Here is a 14,936-nt window from a genome sequence, read left to right as displayed (position 1 = left end):
TCCCAAATTATTTTTTCAACTTCGTCACGTTGATCACTAACATCTCCTGGCGAGGCAATAAATATTTTTATCAACCGTACAGTTTTCATGAGTTTTAAAGCTCCCTCCATATGTCATGCTCACAATGATTATAATACTTTATTTGTTAAATGGCTTTTTGAGCTATAAATGGCCTTTTATAATATAAGATAGTCTGTAGTCTCATAATAGGTTCCAAAAAAGATTGTTTTTAAAATCATACTGCAAGGATCATACTGTTTATAAAACGCAATGATTCCTGTGCTGAATTTCCTTGTCATAATACATTGTTTTTTGAATATTAAACTTTTTGAAACCCTATTTTGTAAATGCCCCTTTTTATTTCAAATTGAATAATGAAAAGAATATAACAAGAAGCTATAGCTAGGAGATGAAGCAAAGATGATTAATAAGGAATTGCTAGAACAGTTTGGCTCTGAGATGAAAAAAATGCAAGATACTTTTTTGAAAATTGCTGAGGCTCAACAACGTCAAGTAAATGAAGCACAGAAAAGTATACAATACTTCCTCAATCAAATAGACTTTGAACTTCTTGAACAGACCTTTGTTGAATCCTATGAAGTCCTTGGAAAGCAAGCTGAGACTGGGGCAAAAGAAAATCTCTTTCTTAATATGGATATGTTGGATGAAATGACACTAGCTGAAATGCCACATGTTTTAAATTCTAAATGGATGATGCGATGGATGGAAATTCATTTTGAAAAGAAAATAGCTGCATTGGCTTCTGACGATTCTTGTTTCGGAGACACAACAATCCTGTTGAGGCAGTCATACAATGCTTATACGAGAGAAGATTATGCTCTAAGCTTTATATCTTTGTACCCTGTGATTGATTCGTTCGTTTCCCACTGGTACACAAGTATAGATGGAGAAGTGAAGATTTCACCCGATAAACGTATCAAGTCATTAGAAAAAACAGATAAAGATGATATAAAGAAAAAACACAAGAAAATCAAAGAAACTCTAGATTCAGGAGAGCGTAGTGCTATAGAATTTCTCTTTATTTCATACGCTTTACATGCGTATGCGTTGATGAATAGCAATAAAGGGCATTATGGTTTCAAAAGACATCATGCTCTACACGGCAGTCTGGAGTACGGTCAGATACAGCAACAAGACTGTATTAAACTTTTCTTTTGTCTATATTCTTTATATTGTTCGCGTCATATATCGAAGAGTAAATATATGGGTTTCGATGAAAAATGATTTCATTGAGAATATTGATCTGAGGTGATATTAGACACCTTCTCTTCCTTACAATAGTCAGTTTTTAAAACGACGCTTTGTTAGATAGTTTAACAATTAAAATTCACTATAAATTAAATGACTTATCTACATCCGCAATGTGTACTTTATTTCTTAATTCACAATATAAACCTTTAATTTGTCGACTAAAAAAGCCTGTTTATTCTTTGTACCTTAAAATAAAAAAAGCGGTCTCCGATCTTAAATCAGAGACCTTATTTGTTTATTAATATTATAGTTCTTCAGCTTTATTATGATTAAGTTAGAGAATCTGAGATTCATCGCTTTCAATAACTAATACAATTTCATTTCATTTTAGCCTTATTAATTGATAACGATGGAGCATTTATAATTGGTATGTTTGTTCAAGTCTGTTAAAAATTCATCTAGTGATTTATTAGATGAAAATTTACATTCAAGAAGGTAACAACCCTCTCCACTAATTTTATAGTTATTTATTACGTGCTGATTTTGTGTTTCTACGAACAAAAGATAAGATTGATGACGATCACTTTTATTGAAGATTGTAATAAAAGCATGTATTGGATAACCTAATTTATCTTGATTTAATTTAACGGTATATCCTTCAATAATCCCTTGTTCCTCCAACTTCATTACTCTAGCTGAAGTCGCAGGACTAGATAGATGTACTTTCTCACCTAATTCTTTCATCGTAATCCGGCTATTTTGAGAGAGCTCTTTTAAAATGAGTACATCCGTTTTATCTAACATCAGTAAATTCCTTTCATTAATAAAGTCAAACACACAAATGACTTTAATCAAGCCATGTATTTATTAATTGTTCCTAGTATAGACTATAAATAGTTTAAAACAAACATAATAAAAGGAGATAGAAAAATGCAGATACACCAAATCCGTAATGCAACAATCGTCGTGAAATATGCAGGTAAGAAATTTTTAATCGATCCGATGTTAGCTGAGAAAGGTACCTTTCCCCCTTTCCCTAACTCACCTAGGCAAGATCAAAATAATCCTTTAGTGGATCTACCCATGTCCATTAATGACATTATAGATGTAGATGCTGTTATTGTTACACATTTACATCATGATCACTGGGATGATGCAGCAAAAGAGGCATTACCTAAAAAGATCAAGTTATACGTACAAAACGAAGAAGATGCAACCATTCTTCAAGCAGATGGTTTTCAGGACGTTGAGATTTTGAAAGAAGACACAATTTTTGAGGACATACAACTGATTAAAACAAATGGAGAGCATGGTCGAGGTCCTATGGTGGAACTAGCTGGTCAAGTTTGCGGTGTTGTCTTCAAACACTCAAACGAGAAGACATTATACGTGGCTGGCGACACTGTTTGGTATGAAGGAGTTCAAGAAGTCATTGACGCCCACAACCCGAGTATTATTGTGGTAAACGCTGGAGACAATCAATTCCATGAAGGCGGTTCTTTAGTAATGGGAAAAGAAGATATTTACGAGGTATATAAAGCTGCGCCGAACGCAAAAATCATTTCAGTCCACATGGAAGCTGTGAATCATTGGGCGCTATCTAGAGAAGAACTAAAAAACTTTATTGAAGAAAAAGAAATCTCATCCCATGTTTTAATCCCGGATGATGGTCAATCATACACCTTCTAAATATAGAGGAGAAGTATAAATGCCTACAACATCTAAATTATGGACAAAAGATTTCCTCATTCTTTCTTCTGTTAATTTTTTCTTGACACTAATATTTTTTCTATTAAATGCAACAATCGCTCTTTATGCTGTAAATGAATTTAATGCGTCTACAACTCAAGCAGGTCTAACAGCAGGAATTTTTATTATCGGAGCATTGATCGGTCGCTTATTCACAAGTCCAATTACGAATAAATTTGGACAAAAGCGCATACTGATAACTGGATTATCCCTTTTCATTTTAACAACCTTACTCTACTTTGTAGGGAACGGTATACCTTCTCTCCTAGTAAGCCGGTTTCTAAACGGAATTACCGTAGGTATAGCAACTACTGTGATCGGGACAATCGTCGCTCTTACTATACCGGCATCGCGGAGAGGGGAAGGTATTGGCTATTTTGCCGTAAGTACAGCGCTGGGTACCGGAATTGGTCCCTTCATTGGTCTTTACTTGAGCCAACGAACAAGCTTCGACATGATTTTTACTTTGTGTCTTTTATTAGGCATTTTAAGTTTGATCACCGCATTCTTCGTTCAAGTTCCTGTATTGGAAAAACCGGATGTTATCGAAAAAAAATCCGGTTTTACGCTCTCTAACGTGATTGAACCTAAGGCAATTCCAATTTCCATTATGATTTTAATGATGACATTTGTTTTCTCTAGTGTTCTTTCCTATATAAATTTGTATGCTTTGCAACTAAACTTAATTGAAGCGGCCAGCTTTTTCTTTATTGTCTATATTGTAGCCGTTCTGATTTCTCGTCCGTTTTCCGGGCGAATTATTGATAAAAAAGGTGCAAACTTTGTTATGTACCCGGCTTTCCTTCTATTTGGTGTTGGAATGTTACTCCTTAGTGTAGCAAGTAGCAACATTACTTTACTATTAGCAGGTGCTCTGATTGGTTTAGGATTTGGAAACATTTCATCAGTTAGTCAAACAATAGCCGTTAATATGGTTGCCCCACATAGAATGGGACTTGCGACAGCAACTTTCTTTATCTTTTTTGACTTAGGCAATGGATTCGGTCCTACTATTCTCGGAAGTCTTATATCAATAATCGGATTTAATAAATTATATGCAATATTAGGATTTTTTGTCTTTGCAGTATCCGTCCTTTACTACTTTTTACATGGAAAGAAAGTAGCCAAAAATTCTGTCCATACACCATAAAAAAGACAAATATTCTTTGGTTAGTGCCATAATGTACTAACAATCGCATGATATGGTTTAATAAATTTTCAAAGGATTAAAAACGTTCAATACACAAAATACAGATAAATGTTAAAGTAAAAACTTTTTTAAAATCTGCGCTGCATAATGGAGACATTAATAAATATCTTAAAGAGCTAAAACAAAAAGCCGCATTGACAGATTTATAGAGAATGAAGTTACTCGTAAACCTATAAGAAAAAGAATAAACGGAGAGATTGGTACTGAGTAAAATTATCAATCTCTCCTTTTTTATATTAAGTTATCAAATTAGCATGATTAGTTGAAAATAATTCAGCTACTTTAAAAATAGTTCGGAAAAGTACACTTATACAAACAAAAATGGGAGAAGATATGCTTCGAACTACCTCTTCTCTCTTCATATTAAAGAATTTTCACGTAACATAACGTAAATTAGGCGCTGCTTGAGATTATAGTAAAATGGATTCCTTAATAATTCATACTGACCCATTTAAAGTTTGTCTTTATTTTATTCTTTTGCCTAATTCATTATCTTATAGCATATACCCTAGATCGGAAGCCGCCGTTGGATAGGCATAAATCATCTGCTTAAGGTCCTTTGTCGCCAAATCAAATTGTATAGCTGTCGCAAAATGATTGATTAATTCATCTGCTTCCTGGCTGATCAAATGGGCACCCAGTATTTTGTCGGTTTGTTCATCAACAATGACTTTCACCATCGCATATTTTTCGTTAGTGCGCTTGTAAGTGTACCAGTCTGATGTATCAATTTTATTCACTTTGATTTGATGACCTTTTTCCCTCGCCTGTTCTTCGGATAATCCTACAGAAGCCAGTTTTGGCAGTGTGAAAACTACTGTCGGCATCACTTTGTAATTAGGCGACCGGTGATTTCCTTTGAGCAGATTCGATGCCACCACATGCGACTCCATCGATGCAATCGGGGTTAACGGAAGGCCCGCTGTTGCTGCTGCATCCCCGGCTGCGTATACTCTTGGGTTGCTGCTGCTTTGAAGGTATTCATTGACGGAAACGCCTCTTTTTTCGCGTTCCACATTGCCTTTTTCCAGCTGCATATCTTCTAGGTCAGGCATTCGTCCTGCGCCATGTAGAACCAGGTCGCCTTCCCAGTGAACCGGCTGGCCGTTATTCGACCCGTTTACGATGTAAGAGGAACCCTTCTTTTCAATCGAATTTACCTCCGTATTGAGATGCAGATGAATACCAATCTCTTTCGATTTCTCCATCAGCAACCCGACCAGTTCAGAATCAAATTGCTCAAGTGGGCGATCTCCCCGGTGGATGATATGCACTTCTGACCCTGCCCGGGCAGCGATATGGGCAAACTCAAATGAGATGTATCCGCCGCCGATAAACACCATTTTCGCTGGAAGCTCATCCAATTCCAGGAATTCGTCGCTATACGTGAGATGTTCCGTCCCTTCAATAGGCAATGGGGCCGGTTTGGCTCCATTCGCAATCAGAATATCCTTTCCGGTTAAGACATCTTCGCCTACTTGAATTTTCTCTTCATTCAAAAAGGAAGCTCGCCCATGAAAAGTGTGAATCCCTGCTTTTTGAAAGTTCTCCACTCGGTTATCCGGCACGGGTTCAGTAAAGGTGCGTTTAAAAGCCATCAATTCCGGCCAATTGATGCTGGAACCGGAGGTGATGCCGTTTCCTTTCATTCTGTCGATGCCGTCAATCATTTCAGCAGCTCCCACCAGCACTTTTTTCGGATCGCATCCCCTCAGTGCACAGGTGCCGCCGAAAGGCCGTGAATCAATTATTGCGACTTTCCATCCCGCGTTATTGCACTTAGAAGCTGCAGCGGACCCACCTGAACCGGTTCCAATGACAATCAAATCGAATTCTTCTTCCATTTCTCTCATCCTCTCCATGTAAAAAAAGAAATCGCTTTTCCTTTTTCCCTTCTATAGTGCTAGTCCTACTATTCCACCGCCCGTCCTGTCAAAAACCATGTACCTTGTTCATGGTTCAGTTTGTTTTCCTTTCACCTGAAAACCTTTCAGAACGGAGATGGCTTTACATGTGTCATTTTTTCTGCCCAACTGGCTAAAATAATAAGCCTCTCAAAACAAAAGGGACAAATCAAATGCGATTTGTCCTTAAGCCCCTGTTATTCCAATCTTCTTTCGATTGAATTTCAGTTATTTTCTCAGCTGATTTCTTTCTGTCTCATTTTTCATTAAGAGACCTATCCCTTATCTCTTTGCTGGCGATATTATCCTGGCCGATTCGTTAGCCGGCACAGCAAGACAGTTTGCTGACATCCTTGTCCAACGTGATGGCGGCCAGTTTCAATCCTTCAGCCATTGTCAGGTATGGGGCCATCGTATTTTTCAGATCTTCTGCGGTCAAGCCGAACTGTACGGCCAGTGTGGCTCCGTAAATTACCTCTCCCGCATTTTCAGCCACGACATGTGCCCCGAGAATTTTTCTTGTTTGCTGATCGACCACCAGTTTAAAGACACCGCTTGTTTCACGGTTCACTAGAGCTCTTGGCACGTTTTCAAGCGGCAGCACGGAAGTTATCACTTCGTACCCTTTATTCCGGGCTTGTTGTTCCGTCAGCCCGACTGTTGCAATGGCTGGGGTAGTAAACGTCACGCCCGGAACAAACCGCAAATCTACTTTCTTATTTGCCGAACCCAGTGCGTTCTCAACTACAATCCCACCTTCATAAGCAGCCACATAGACAAACTGCGGGCCTAAGGTCACATCTCCCGCTGCATAGATGTCGGCGTTGCTGGTCTGCAGATAATCATTGACCGCTACTTCCCCTCGCGGGCCAATCTCAACCCCGGCCTTCTCTAAATGGAGGGAATCCGTATTCGGCCGTCTTCCAGTGGCAACCAGCACTTGATCCGCTTCAATTACCTGTTCCTGACCGTTCACTTCAATATGAATTTTTTTCATATCACCGCTCTGTTCGACCTTCTTGTAGGTGACTCCCTTGACGAATTTTAGGCCATGCTTGGTTAAGGCTTCATCGGCGGCTTCCGAGATTTCCGGATCGTATTCTTTCAGCAGCCGTTCACTCCGCTGCATCATCGTCACATCGGACCCTAAGTTATGAAACAGCTGGCCCAGTTCCATCGCAATGTAACCTGAACCGATAACGGCCAATTTTTTCGGCACTTCTGTTACCTCCAAAGCGGTGGTACTTGTTAAATAGTCTACTTCGCTAAGTCCCGGAATATCCGGAATGGACGGGGCTGCCCCTGTCGAAATCAAAAATTTCGCTGCGGTATAGGCCTGCCCATTCACTTCGACTGTTTTTTCGTCCCTAAAAGCGGCTTCTCCGCGGATTAGCTCAAATCCGTATTCCTCAATCAGACCGATGTATTTTTGCTGTCTCATCCCGTCGACAAGCTCGTCTTTTTGCCCGGTCAACGCAGCTAGATCAACCGGTCCGGCGTTTGTCTTCAAACCGACAAATGGGTTGTTGCTGGCCAAGTGATTGATTTCCCCCGCACGAAGCATCGTTTTGGAAGGAACGCAGCCAATGTTGACGCACGTGCCGCCAACAATGTCCCGTTCGACGACCGCCACTTTTGCCCCTTTTTCAACGGCTTTGATGGCAGCTGAAAAGGCAGCTCCACCCGAACCGATAATCAGCAAGTCATAATCAAGGGACGAATTGTTTGAAACAAACTCGTTTTCTTCGGCTTCCACCGTCGCTTCCCCCGCTTGATACCCCGACTCGTCGATTGCCTGTTTCGCCTTCTCCAGTTTCCCTTCAGCGATTTCAAACGTCGCTTGTTTGCGGCGGTAATCGACTTCAATTCCTTTTGCTCCTGCATTCGCAAGAGCAGCCGCAACATGTTCTTCACAACTTGTGCAGGTCATTCCCTGAACGTTTACGTGAACTTTTTTCATGTGAAAATTCCTCCTTTTATTCGACGGGTAGCCCTATGTCTGCAACCGCCGTCTTAATGGTATTCAAACTGGTTTTCGTCTCATCAAAAGTGACTGTCACTTCCGCCGTGCTTCCGTCAACTTGAATATCCGTTTTACCGGCACCTTCTACTTCGGCAATGGCATCTTCCACGACAGATGGCGGGCAGCAATCCATAAAAGCCGTAACCATGAATACACCTGTCCCTTCGGTTGCCACTTCCGCGTTTCCACCTTTCTGTGCGGCCGCAACACCCATTTCCACTTTACTCCCCGATTCTTCCGTTGGCGGTTGTTGAACTTCTTGCCCGTTACTGCAAGCACTGATCACCAACAAAAGAGATACCACCATCATAATCCCAATTAGCTGTTTTTTCATATAAATTCCTCCTCTTTTATATTCCGCCCTCGACTATGAATAAAAACAGAAACATGCCGAAAACAAGAAACGACGTAATCCATAAACCAATGACCGAACTTTTCCTTTTCCCTTTTCTTCCATACACCTTATAAAAGGAGTAAGCAAGGAGAAAAAGCGTTAAGACGCTAAACAACAACCGGTATTTTAATGAATAGAAGGCTAATGCTCCTGCAAGACCTGTCAGTCCAAGGGGAAGAAAAATCAGCGGACCTAGGCAACAGGCAGCCATAGCAAAAGCCGAGAATACAGCAGCTAACTGCGGCACTTTTTCCTTCATGATTCTATCCTCTTCAAGCTGCAGCAATCATGTATCGGCGCGCTTTCTTTCTTTGTTTTCTGTTTTGATTCTGGATCAATTTTTCGCCAGCCCTTGAAAAGAGCAAAAATGAATAGCAAACTCATCAAGATGAAAATAACATCTTTAAATTCCATGAAGTACGACCTCAGTGCAGTTCCTGCAAACAAGGGAAGGAGTAAAACCAAGTGGCAGGGACATGTGATTAATGCGACAAAAAACCAGCCTGAACTTTTCAATGTGTTTTTCATTCCGTTTCACCTCTTATTTCTTCATCAGTGTTTCAATAATGGGGCATTCGTAGATATCCTTGTTTTCGGGACACCTTTCTTTAAGATCACTTAACATCCGTTCAATTCGCTGCAAATCTTCAATTTTCCGTTGAATGTCTTCTATCTTGAGCACAGTAAAATCATACATATCCCGACACTTTGCTTCATCGCGATCGACGACTCCAAGCAATTTATCAATCTCCTGTAGAGTAAATCCTAGTTCCTGCATCCGTTTAATGAAATTCAATCGATCAACCGTTTCCAAACCGTACATCCGGTAGCCTTTTTCAGTGCGATCAGGCTCTGGAAATAAGCCGAGACGTTCATAATATCGAATGGTCTCCTTGTTCACACCGCATTTGTCAGCCAGTTCTCCGATACGCATTTGCATGCCTCTCACCTCACTTGTCATATTCCCCTCTAGTCGAGTACAGGATCTATACTTGCTTGATTACATTCCTGTCTCTTTTGAGTTGCAACGTTATGTGCAGGATTTTCCTCGATTTATACAGAATAAACCCTGTACCACGGTACAAGGTCAAGTATATTGATTCTTTTTAATTTTAATTCTTCAACAAAGTGGACCTAAATGGTCGATGTATAAAAAAATAAAGGAAGAGAAAATGTCTCTCGGCCATCTTCTTTTTTTCTTCTAATAACCGATTGTTATGGGAAGTATATTTATTTCAAAAGAATGAGCTTCTTAATAGATGAAAGAGGCGATTAGCGAAGACCTGTAGAAAAAGGTGAATATCCGATTTCTTCCATAAGTTCAGAGATTTCTTTTTACACTCGTATAGTCTGAACGAAGTTTAATAGTAGTGGAAATAAAAGCGTTCGTAAAAGTACACTTTTACAGTCAAACGAGGAAGACGGACGCTAATCAGCATCCGTCTTCCTCTTTATATTTTGCTATTGTAATTACTACCGATAATTCCTCATATGTAAACCTTTATCTGGTGGAACCCTTAAAAGCTTATTCTGTATTTATTGTTTCCCTTTCCTACAGGTTTTAGCGTGTAAAACATAACATTTAAACATTCGTTTGAACATTTGATTGACAATCCAGCGAAATATTTATACACTTGCTTTAATCAAACATTCATTTGAATGTTTAACTAACAGTAAAGTATTCGTTAAAGCTCGGATTTACAAAGGAGTTGGTGATGTTGATATCCACTATTTTTTCCGCCATTGCAGCTTATATTGCAACAAGCATTGATTACGTCATCATATTATTGATTTTGTTTTCACAGACCAAAAAATCCGGCCAATTAAAATCCATTGTCATCGGCCAATATTTGGGGACAGCCCTATTGGTTGGTGTCAGTCTATTGGCTGCATCCGGTCTTACCTTCGTTCCGGAACATTGGGTCGGGTTGCTCGGACTCATTCCGATTTACCTAGGAATCAAAGTGTGGTTTAAAGAGGAAGAAGAAAACGACGAAGAGGATATCCTGTCCCGATTATCTTCCGGAAAATCCAATCGCTTGTTTGTAACCGTCACAGTCATTACATTGGCGGCTGGCGGCGACAACATCGGCGTCTACATACCCTATTTCTCAACTTTGAATCTGAGTGAAACCGTTGTGATGCTTATTGTCTTTGCCGTCATGGTCGCGATTTTGTGTTACCTTAGTTACCGTTTGGCATCCGTTAAGTCGGTCTCTGAAACGATTGAGAAATGGGAACGCTGGATTGTACCGATTGTCTTCATCGGACTCGGCATCTTGATCATGATGGAGAACGGAACCTTTCGATTCCTTTGGAGACTGGTGAGCTGAAATGATTTTTCACATGCTCTGTTCCTATAGAAGAAAAACTTACTGCAACCTATTTATTTGATGAAAAGAGGAAAATGAAATGAGCAAAGATACATGCGAAATTTTGTGTGTAGACGAAGAAAAAGTTGTGCGAGTCCAGCAACAGCTTGCAGAGCAAAATCCGTTGGAAGTCGCGAAAATTTTCAAGGCATTGTCCGACGATACGAGAATCATAATCGCTTATGCCTTATCGCTGGAGGACAAACTCTGTGTTTGCGACGTCGCCAATATCATCGGCTCTTCTACAGCGACGGCTTCCTACCACCTGCGCCTGTTAAAAAATATGGGGTTGGCGAAATACCGCAAAGAAGGCAAATTGGTCTATTATTCGTTGGATGATGCACATGTGAAACATCTGGTTCAAGTGGCCTTCGCTCATCAGAAGGGGGTTGTTGAAGTTGGTTGAGAAAGCAAAGATAGAAGAAGAAAAAACAGTCTACCGTGTGGAAGGATTTTCGTGCGCCAACTGTGCCGGAAAATTCGAGAAGAACGTCAAAAACCTTTCCGGTGTTGAGGATGCGAAAGTGAATTTCGGCGCTTCGAAAATTTCCGTTTACGGCGAAGCAACGGTCGAGGAACTGGAAAAAGCTGGCGCTTTCGAGAATTTGAAAGTAGCACCGGAAAAACCGAAACGTCAGACAGCTCCGGAAGCGAAAATCGCAATTGAAGACAAGAATGTCTTCCGGGTGAAAGGCTTTACGTGTGCAAACTGTGCCGGAAAGTTTGAGAACAACGTCAAGCAACTTCCCGGTGTCCAAGATGCAAAAGTGAATTTCGGTGCTTCGAAAATTTCCGTTTACGGAACGGCCTCAGTTGAAGAATTGGAAAAAGCCGGTGCTTTTGAAAATTTGAAGGTCGTTCCTGAAATCATAAGTCGGCAAGCTGGTCCGAAAACGGAAACCGATAAAACGACAGCTATAAAAGAGAAGAAAGTGCCGTTCTACCAAAAGCACAGCGTCTTGCTCTACTCCACCCTGTTGATCGTCTTCGGGTACATTTCCCAGTTCGTAAACGGGGAAGAAAACCTGATGACGTCCCTCTTGTTCGTGGCAGCCATCGTCATTGGCGGATACTCGCTCTTTAAAGTCGGTTTTCAGAATTTGATACGCCTGGATTTCGACATGAAAACCCTGATGACGGTTGCCGTCATTGGGGCAGCCATCATCGGCGAATGGGCGGAAGCTTCCATCGTGGTCATTCTCTTCGCCATCAGTGAAGCATTGGAACGCTATTCCATGGACCGGGCCCGACAATCCATCCGTTCGTTGATGGACATTGCCCCGAAAGAGGCACTTGTCCGACGAAATGGACAAGAACAGCTGATTTCGGTGGACGATATTGCCGTCGGGGATACCATGATCGTCAAACCCGGACAAAAGATTGCGATGGACGGCATGGTGGTCAACGGCTATTCGGCGGTCAATCAGGCAGCCATTACGGGTGAATCCGTTCCCGTCGGCAAAACGGTGGATGATGAAGTCTTTGCTGGCACGCTGAACGAAGAAGGCCTGCTCGAAGTCAAAGTCACCAAGTTGGTCGAAGACACGACCATTGCGAAAATCATCCATTTGGTAGAAGAAGCACAAGGCGAACGGGCTCCTTCGCAGGCGTTTGTCGATAAATTCGCCAAATATTATACACCGATCATCATGGCCGTAGCTGCGTTAGTTGCCATCGTCCCTCCCTTCCTGTTTGACGCCAGCTGGGAAACTTGGGTCTATCAAGGACTGGCCGTGCTAGTCGTGGGCTGTCCGTGTGCTTTGGTCATTTCCACACCGATTTCAATTGTTTCCGCCATCGGGAATGCAGCGAAAAAAGGCGTTTTGGTAAAAGGCGGCGTGTACCTGGAAGAAATGGGCGCCATCAAAGCGATCGCGTTTGACAAGACCGGTACCTTAACCAAAGGGGTTCCTGTCGTCACAGACTATGAGGTATTGAACAAGGGCGCCAATGAAAAAGAACTGCTTTCCATCGTCACAGCTCTCGAATATCGCTCACAGCATCCTCTTGCTTCGGCCATCATGAAAAAAGCGGACGCAGAAAACATTTCTTATTCTTCGGTCTTGGTCGAGGACTTCTCATCCATTACCGGCAAAGGGATTAAAGGGACTGTCGAAGGAATCACATACTACATCGGCAGCCCGATCCTTTTCAACGAGTTGGGCACCGCAAGTGCCGATAAGGACTTGGAACAAAACGTCACAGCTCTTCAAAATCAGGGCAAGACGGCAATGATCATCGGAACGGAACAAAGTATCCTGGCAGTCATTGCCGTGGCAGATGAAGTCCGTGAATCCAGCAAGGACGTCATTCAGAAGCTGCACCAAATGGGCATCAAGAAGACGATCATGCTGACGGGCGACAACAAAGGAACCGGTCAGGCCATCGGCCAGCAGATCGGTGTCACCGAAATCCAGGCCGAACTGATGCCGGAGGATAAATTGAATTTCATCAAACGTTTACGAGCTGAATACGGCAATGTCGCGATGATTGGAGACGGTGTGAACGATGCCCCGGCACTCGCTGCCTCTACTGTCGGAATTGCCATGGGCGGTGCCGGAACCGATACCGCTATGGAGACCGCTGATGTGGTCTTGATGGGCGATGATTTGAGCAAACTGCCGTTCACCGTGAAGTTGAGTCGGAAATCATTGAACATCATCAAAGCGAACATTGCATTTGCGATTGGCATCAAAGTGATCGCGTTGCTGCTGGTCATCCCGGGTTGGCTGACGCTATGGATCGCCATTATGTCCGATATGGGCGCTACCCTTCTAGTCGCGTTAAACAGTTTACGGCTGATGCGAGTGAAAGAATAAAAAGCAAAAGGGGTTTCCGATTATCTGGAAACCCCTTTTTTTTATGATGAATTATAAAATTAAGTGCAACATCTGAACGTGAACGCAAAAAAAAGCCCACAGCGATGGCCTCGTTTAGAATGAAGTTACGACACAAACATTCAGACGGAGGAATCGCTATGAGCTACACCCATCTTACCACAACGGAGCGCGTGAAAATAGAGACCTATCTGGAGCTCGGGATGTCCATCCGGTCCATCGCGAGACGGATCGGGCGACAGCCCTCGACCGTCTCGCGGGAGATCAGACGGAACCCCGGCTACGAGTCAGGACGTGCGCAGAAACGCTACGAGAAGGCGAAAACCCATTGCGGCGTCAAGACGAAGCTCGACGACACGATGCGCCGGACGATCGTCGAGAAGCTGCGTGCGACCTGGTCACCAGAACAGATCGTCGGCCGCCTCTACGCAGGAAAAATTGCCTTCCCCACCATCTACCGCTGGATCTATGCGGGACGGATCGACGTGCCCGTGACCGTGCTCCGCCAGAAGGGGAAACGTCAAAAGCCGACCGAGACGCGCGGTCGCATCAACGTCGGTCTCCCCATCTCGAAACGACCTCCAGAGGTCAGGGGTCGCCGGACATTCGGGCATTGGGAGCTCGACACCGTCGTCTCCGGACGTGGGAAATCGAAGGCGTGCGTCGCGACGTTCATCGAGCGGAAGAGCCGGTTCTATCTCGCCCTGCCAATCGCGGACCGCACCGCGGCCTCGATGGAGGGGGCGATCCATGCGGTGCACGGTGCCTTCCCGGAAGGCACGTTCGAGACGGCGACGACGGACCGGGGCAAGGAGTTCAGCGGTCACAAGCGCATCCAGGCGTCGCTCGGCGTGCCGATGTATTTCGCCGACCCGTACTCATCGTGGCAACGGGGGAGCAACGAGAACGCCAACGGGCTCCTCCGCGAGTTCTTCCCGAAAGGAACGGACTTCGCGCAGGTCGGTGACGGTGAACTCGCGGATGCGCTGGCCAAGATCAACGGGCGACCGAGAAAGTGCCTGGACTGGAAAACCGCACACGAGGCCTTCACCGAGGAAGTGTTGCGCTTAATTTGACAAACCGTCTTATAAAAAAGAAATGTGTTTAATTTTTATCATAAAATCCGTTTGTGAAAAAACTATGCATTTTTTGATTAAATCTCTTGTCAATTTTTGAAATGAATTTGATATACTTTTTTGTAATATAGTGATGCTATACTCCTTTTAACAAATCGT

At 42.8% G+C, this 14,936-nt stretch carries 14 protein-coding genes; 7 read left to right on the top strand and 7 right to left on the bottom strand.

The genetic code is table 11. The features are described 5' to 3' along the window. The first annotated feature begins 420 nt into the window (after positions 1–420). The gene (locus KNO69_RS06085; protein ID WP_214816731.1) at positions 421–1,245 is read left to right on the top strand and encodes a hypothetical protein; all 825 of its coding nucleotides are present in this window, start codon (positions 421–423) and stop codon (positions 1,243–1,245) included. A gap of 363 nt (positions 1,246–1,608) precedes the next feature. Here the strand turns inward: KNO69_RS06085 and KNO69_RS06080 are convergent, their stop codons facing one another. After that, positions 1,609–2,016 carry an Lrp/AsnC family transcriptional regulator gene (locus KNO69_RS06080; protein ID WP_214816728.1) on the bottom strand — a complete coding sequence of 136 codons (408 nt, stop codon included), beginning with the start codon at positions 2,014–2,016 and terminating at the stop codon, positions 1,609–1,611. 126 nt (positions 2,017–2,142) lie between these two features. Here KNO69_RS06080 and KNO69_RS06075 point away from each other — a divergent pair, with 126 nt between their 5' ends. Both KNO69_RS06075 and KNO69_RS06070 read left to right on the top strand, forming a co-directional pair. Beyond that, the gene (locus tag KNO69_RS06075) at positions 2,143–2,901 is read left to right on the top strand and encodes an MBL fold metallo-hydrolase (RefSeq protein WP_214816725.1); all 759 of its coding nucleotides are present in this window, start codon (positions 2,143–2,145) and stop codon (positions 2,899–2,901) included. A gap of 19 nt (positions 2,902–2,920) precedes the next feature. Continuing rightward, complete coding sequence (locus tag KNO69_RS06070) at positions 2,921–4,111, top strand: MFS transporter (RefSeq protein ID WP_214816722.1); 1,191 nt, start codon at positions 2,921–2,923, stop codon at positions 4,109–4,111. A 554-nt stretch (positions 4,112–4,665) separates the two neighbouring features. Here KNO69_RS06070 and KNO69_RS06065 read toward each other — a convergent pair. The 6 genes from KNO69_RS06065 to merR1 all read right to left on the bottom strand — a co-directional run bounded on the left by KNO69_RS06065 (position 4,666) and on the right by merR1 (position 9,432). Next, positions 4,666–6,015, bottom strand: a complete 1,350-nt coding sequence (locus tag KNO69_RS06065; protein ID WP_214816719.1) for a dihydrolipoyl dehydrogenase family protein — start codon at positions 6,013–6,015, stop codon at positions 4,666–4,668. Positions 6,016–6,394: 379 nt separating this feature from the next. Further along, positions 6,395–8,035: a mercury(II) reductase gene (gene merA / locus KNO69_RS06060; protein ID WP_034781970.1), complete on the bottom strand. Its 1,641-nt coding sequence runs from the start codon at positions 8,033–8,035 to the stop codon at positions 6,395–6,397. A 16-nt stretch (positions 8,036–8,051) separates the two neighbouring features. Then, positions 8,052–8,432, bottom strand: a complete 381-nt coding sequence (merP, locus tag KNO69_RS06055; protein WP_058765831.1) for a mercury resistance system substrate-binding protein MerP — start codon at positions 8,430–8,432, stop codon at positions 8,052–8,054. A 16-nt stretch (positions 8,433–8,448) separates the two neighbouring features. Beyond that, positions 8,449–8,751 carry a mercuric transport protein MerT gene (gene merT / locus KNO69_RS06050; protein WP_034781975.1) on the bottom strand — a complete coding sequence of 101 codons (303 nt, stop codon included), beginning with the start codon at positions 8,749–8,751 and terminating at the stop codon, positions 8,449–8,451. Next, positions 8,748–9,020: a hypothetical protein gene (locus tag KNO69_RS06045; protein ID WP_214816716.1), complete on the bottom strand. Its 273-nt coding sequence runs from the start codon at positions 9,018–9,020 to the stop codon at positions 8,748–8,750. The genes merT and KNO69_RS06045 overlap by 4 nt, the downstream gene beginning before the upstream one ends. A 13-nt stretch (positions 9,021–9,033) precedes the next feature. Beyond that, positions 9,034–9,432, bottom strand: coding sequence for a mercury resistance transcriptional regulator MerR1 (gene merR1, locus KNO69_RS06040; RefSeq protein WP_034781979.1), 399 nt, complete (start codon positions 9,430–9,432; stop codon positions 9,034–9,036). A gap of 778 nt (positions 9,433–10,210) precedes the next feature. Between merR1 and KNO69_RS06035 the strand changes: the two genes are divergently transcribed. The 4 genes from KNO69_RS06035 (at position 10,211) to KNO69_RS06020 (ending at position 14,777) form a co-directional block, all read left to right on the top strand. After that, complete coding sequence (locus tag KNO69_RS06035; protein ID WP_034781986.1) at positions 10,211–10,825, top strand: CadD family cadmium resistance transporter; 615 nt, start codon at positions 10,211–10,213, stop codon at positions 10,823–10,825. Between the two features lie 79 nt (positions 10,826–10,904). After that, positions 10,905–11,270 carry an ArsR/SmtB family transcription factor gene (locus tag KNO69_RS06030; protein ID WP_214816714.1) on the top strand — a complete coding sequence of 122 codons (366 nt, stop codon included), beginning with the start codon at positions 10,905–10,907 and terminating at the stop codon, positions 11,268–11,270. Then, a complete protein-coding gene (locus KNO69_RS06025; protein WP_058765833.1) occupies positions 11,263–13,683 on the top strand; it encodes a heavy metal translocating P-type ATPase in 2,421 nt (806 codons plus the stop codon). Before KNO69_RS06030 ends, KNO69_RS06025 begins: the two co-directional genes overlap by 8 nt. 158 nt (positions 13,684–13,841) lie before the next feature. Next, complete coding sequence (locus tag KNO69_RS06020) at positions 13,842–14,777, top strand: IS30 family transposase (protein ID WP_214816712.1); 936 nt, start codon at positions 13,842–13,844, stop codon at positions 14,775–14,777. The last annotated feature ends 159 nt before the right edge of the window (positions 14,778–14,936 follow it).

The organism is Exiguobacterium sp. s131 (assembly GCF_018617345.1).
GTDB lineage: Bacteria > Bacillota > Bacilli > Exiguobacteriales > Exiguobacteriaceae > Exiguobacterium > Exiguobacterium profundum.
This window is presented reverse-complemented; position numbering and strand designations above follow the sequence as displayed.

Bases quoted from the DNA above. Each gene is read 5' to 3' on its own strand.
- merR1 (WP_034781979.1), bottom strand. From the start codon at position 9,432: ATGCAAATGCGTATCGGAGAACTGGCTGACAAATGCGGTGTGAACAAG.
- KNO69_RS06070 (WP_214816722.1), top strand. From the start codon at position 2,921: ATGCCTACAACATCTAAATTATGGACAAAAGATTTCCTCATTCTTTCT.
- merA (WP_034781970.1), bottom strand. From the start codon at position 8,035: ATGAAAAAAGTTCACGTAAACGTTCAGGGAATGACCTGCACAAGTTGT.
- KNO69_RS06075 (WP_214816725.1), top strand. From the start codon at position 2,143: ATGCAGATACACCAAATCCGTAATGCAACAATCGTCGTGAAATATGCA.
- merP (WP_058765831.1), bottom strand. From the start codon at position 8,432: ATGAAAAAACAGCTAATTGGGATTATGATGGTGGTATCTCTTTTGTTG.
- KNO69_RS06085 (WP_214816731.1), top strand. From the start codon at position 421: ATGATTAATAAGGAATTGCTAGAACAGTTTGGCTCTGAGATGAAAAAA.
- KNO69_RS06080 (WP_214816728.1), bottom strand. From the start codon at position 2,016: ATGTTAGATAAAACGGATGTACTCATTTTAAAAGAGCTCTCTCAAAAT.
- KNO69_RS06030 (WP_214816714.1), top strand. From the start codon at position 10,905: ATGAGCAAAGATACATGCGAAATTTTGTGTGTAGACGAAGAAAAAGTT.
- KNO69_RS06045 (WP_214816716.1), bottom strand. From the start codon at position 9,020: ATGAAAAACACATTGAAAAGTTCAGGCTGGTTTTTTGTCGCATTAATC.
- KNO69_RS06020 (WP_214816712.1), top strand. From the start codon at position 13,842: ATGAGCTACACCCATCTTACCACAACGGAGCGCGTGAAAATAGAGACC.
- KNO69_RS06065 (WP_214816719.1), bottom strand. From the start codon at position 6,015: ATGGAAGAAGAATTCGATTTGATTGTCATTGGAACCGGTTCAGGTGGG.
- merT (WP_034781975.1), bottom strand. From the start codon at position 8,751: ATGAAGGAAAAAGTGCCGCAGTTAGCTGCTGTATTCTCGGCTTTTGCT.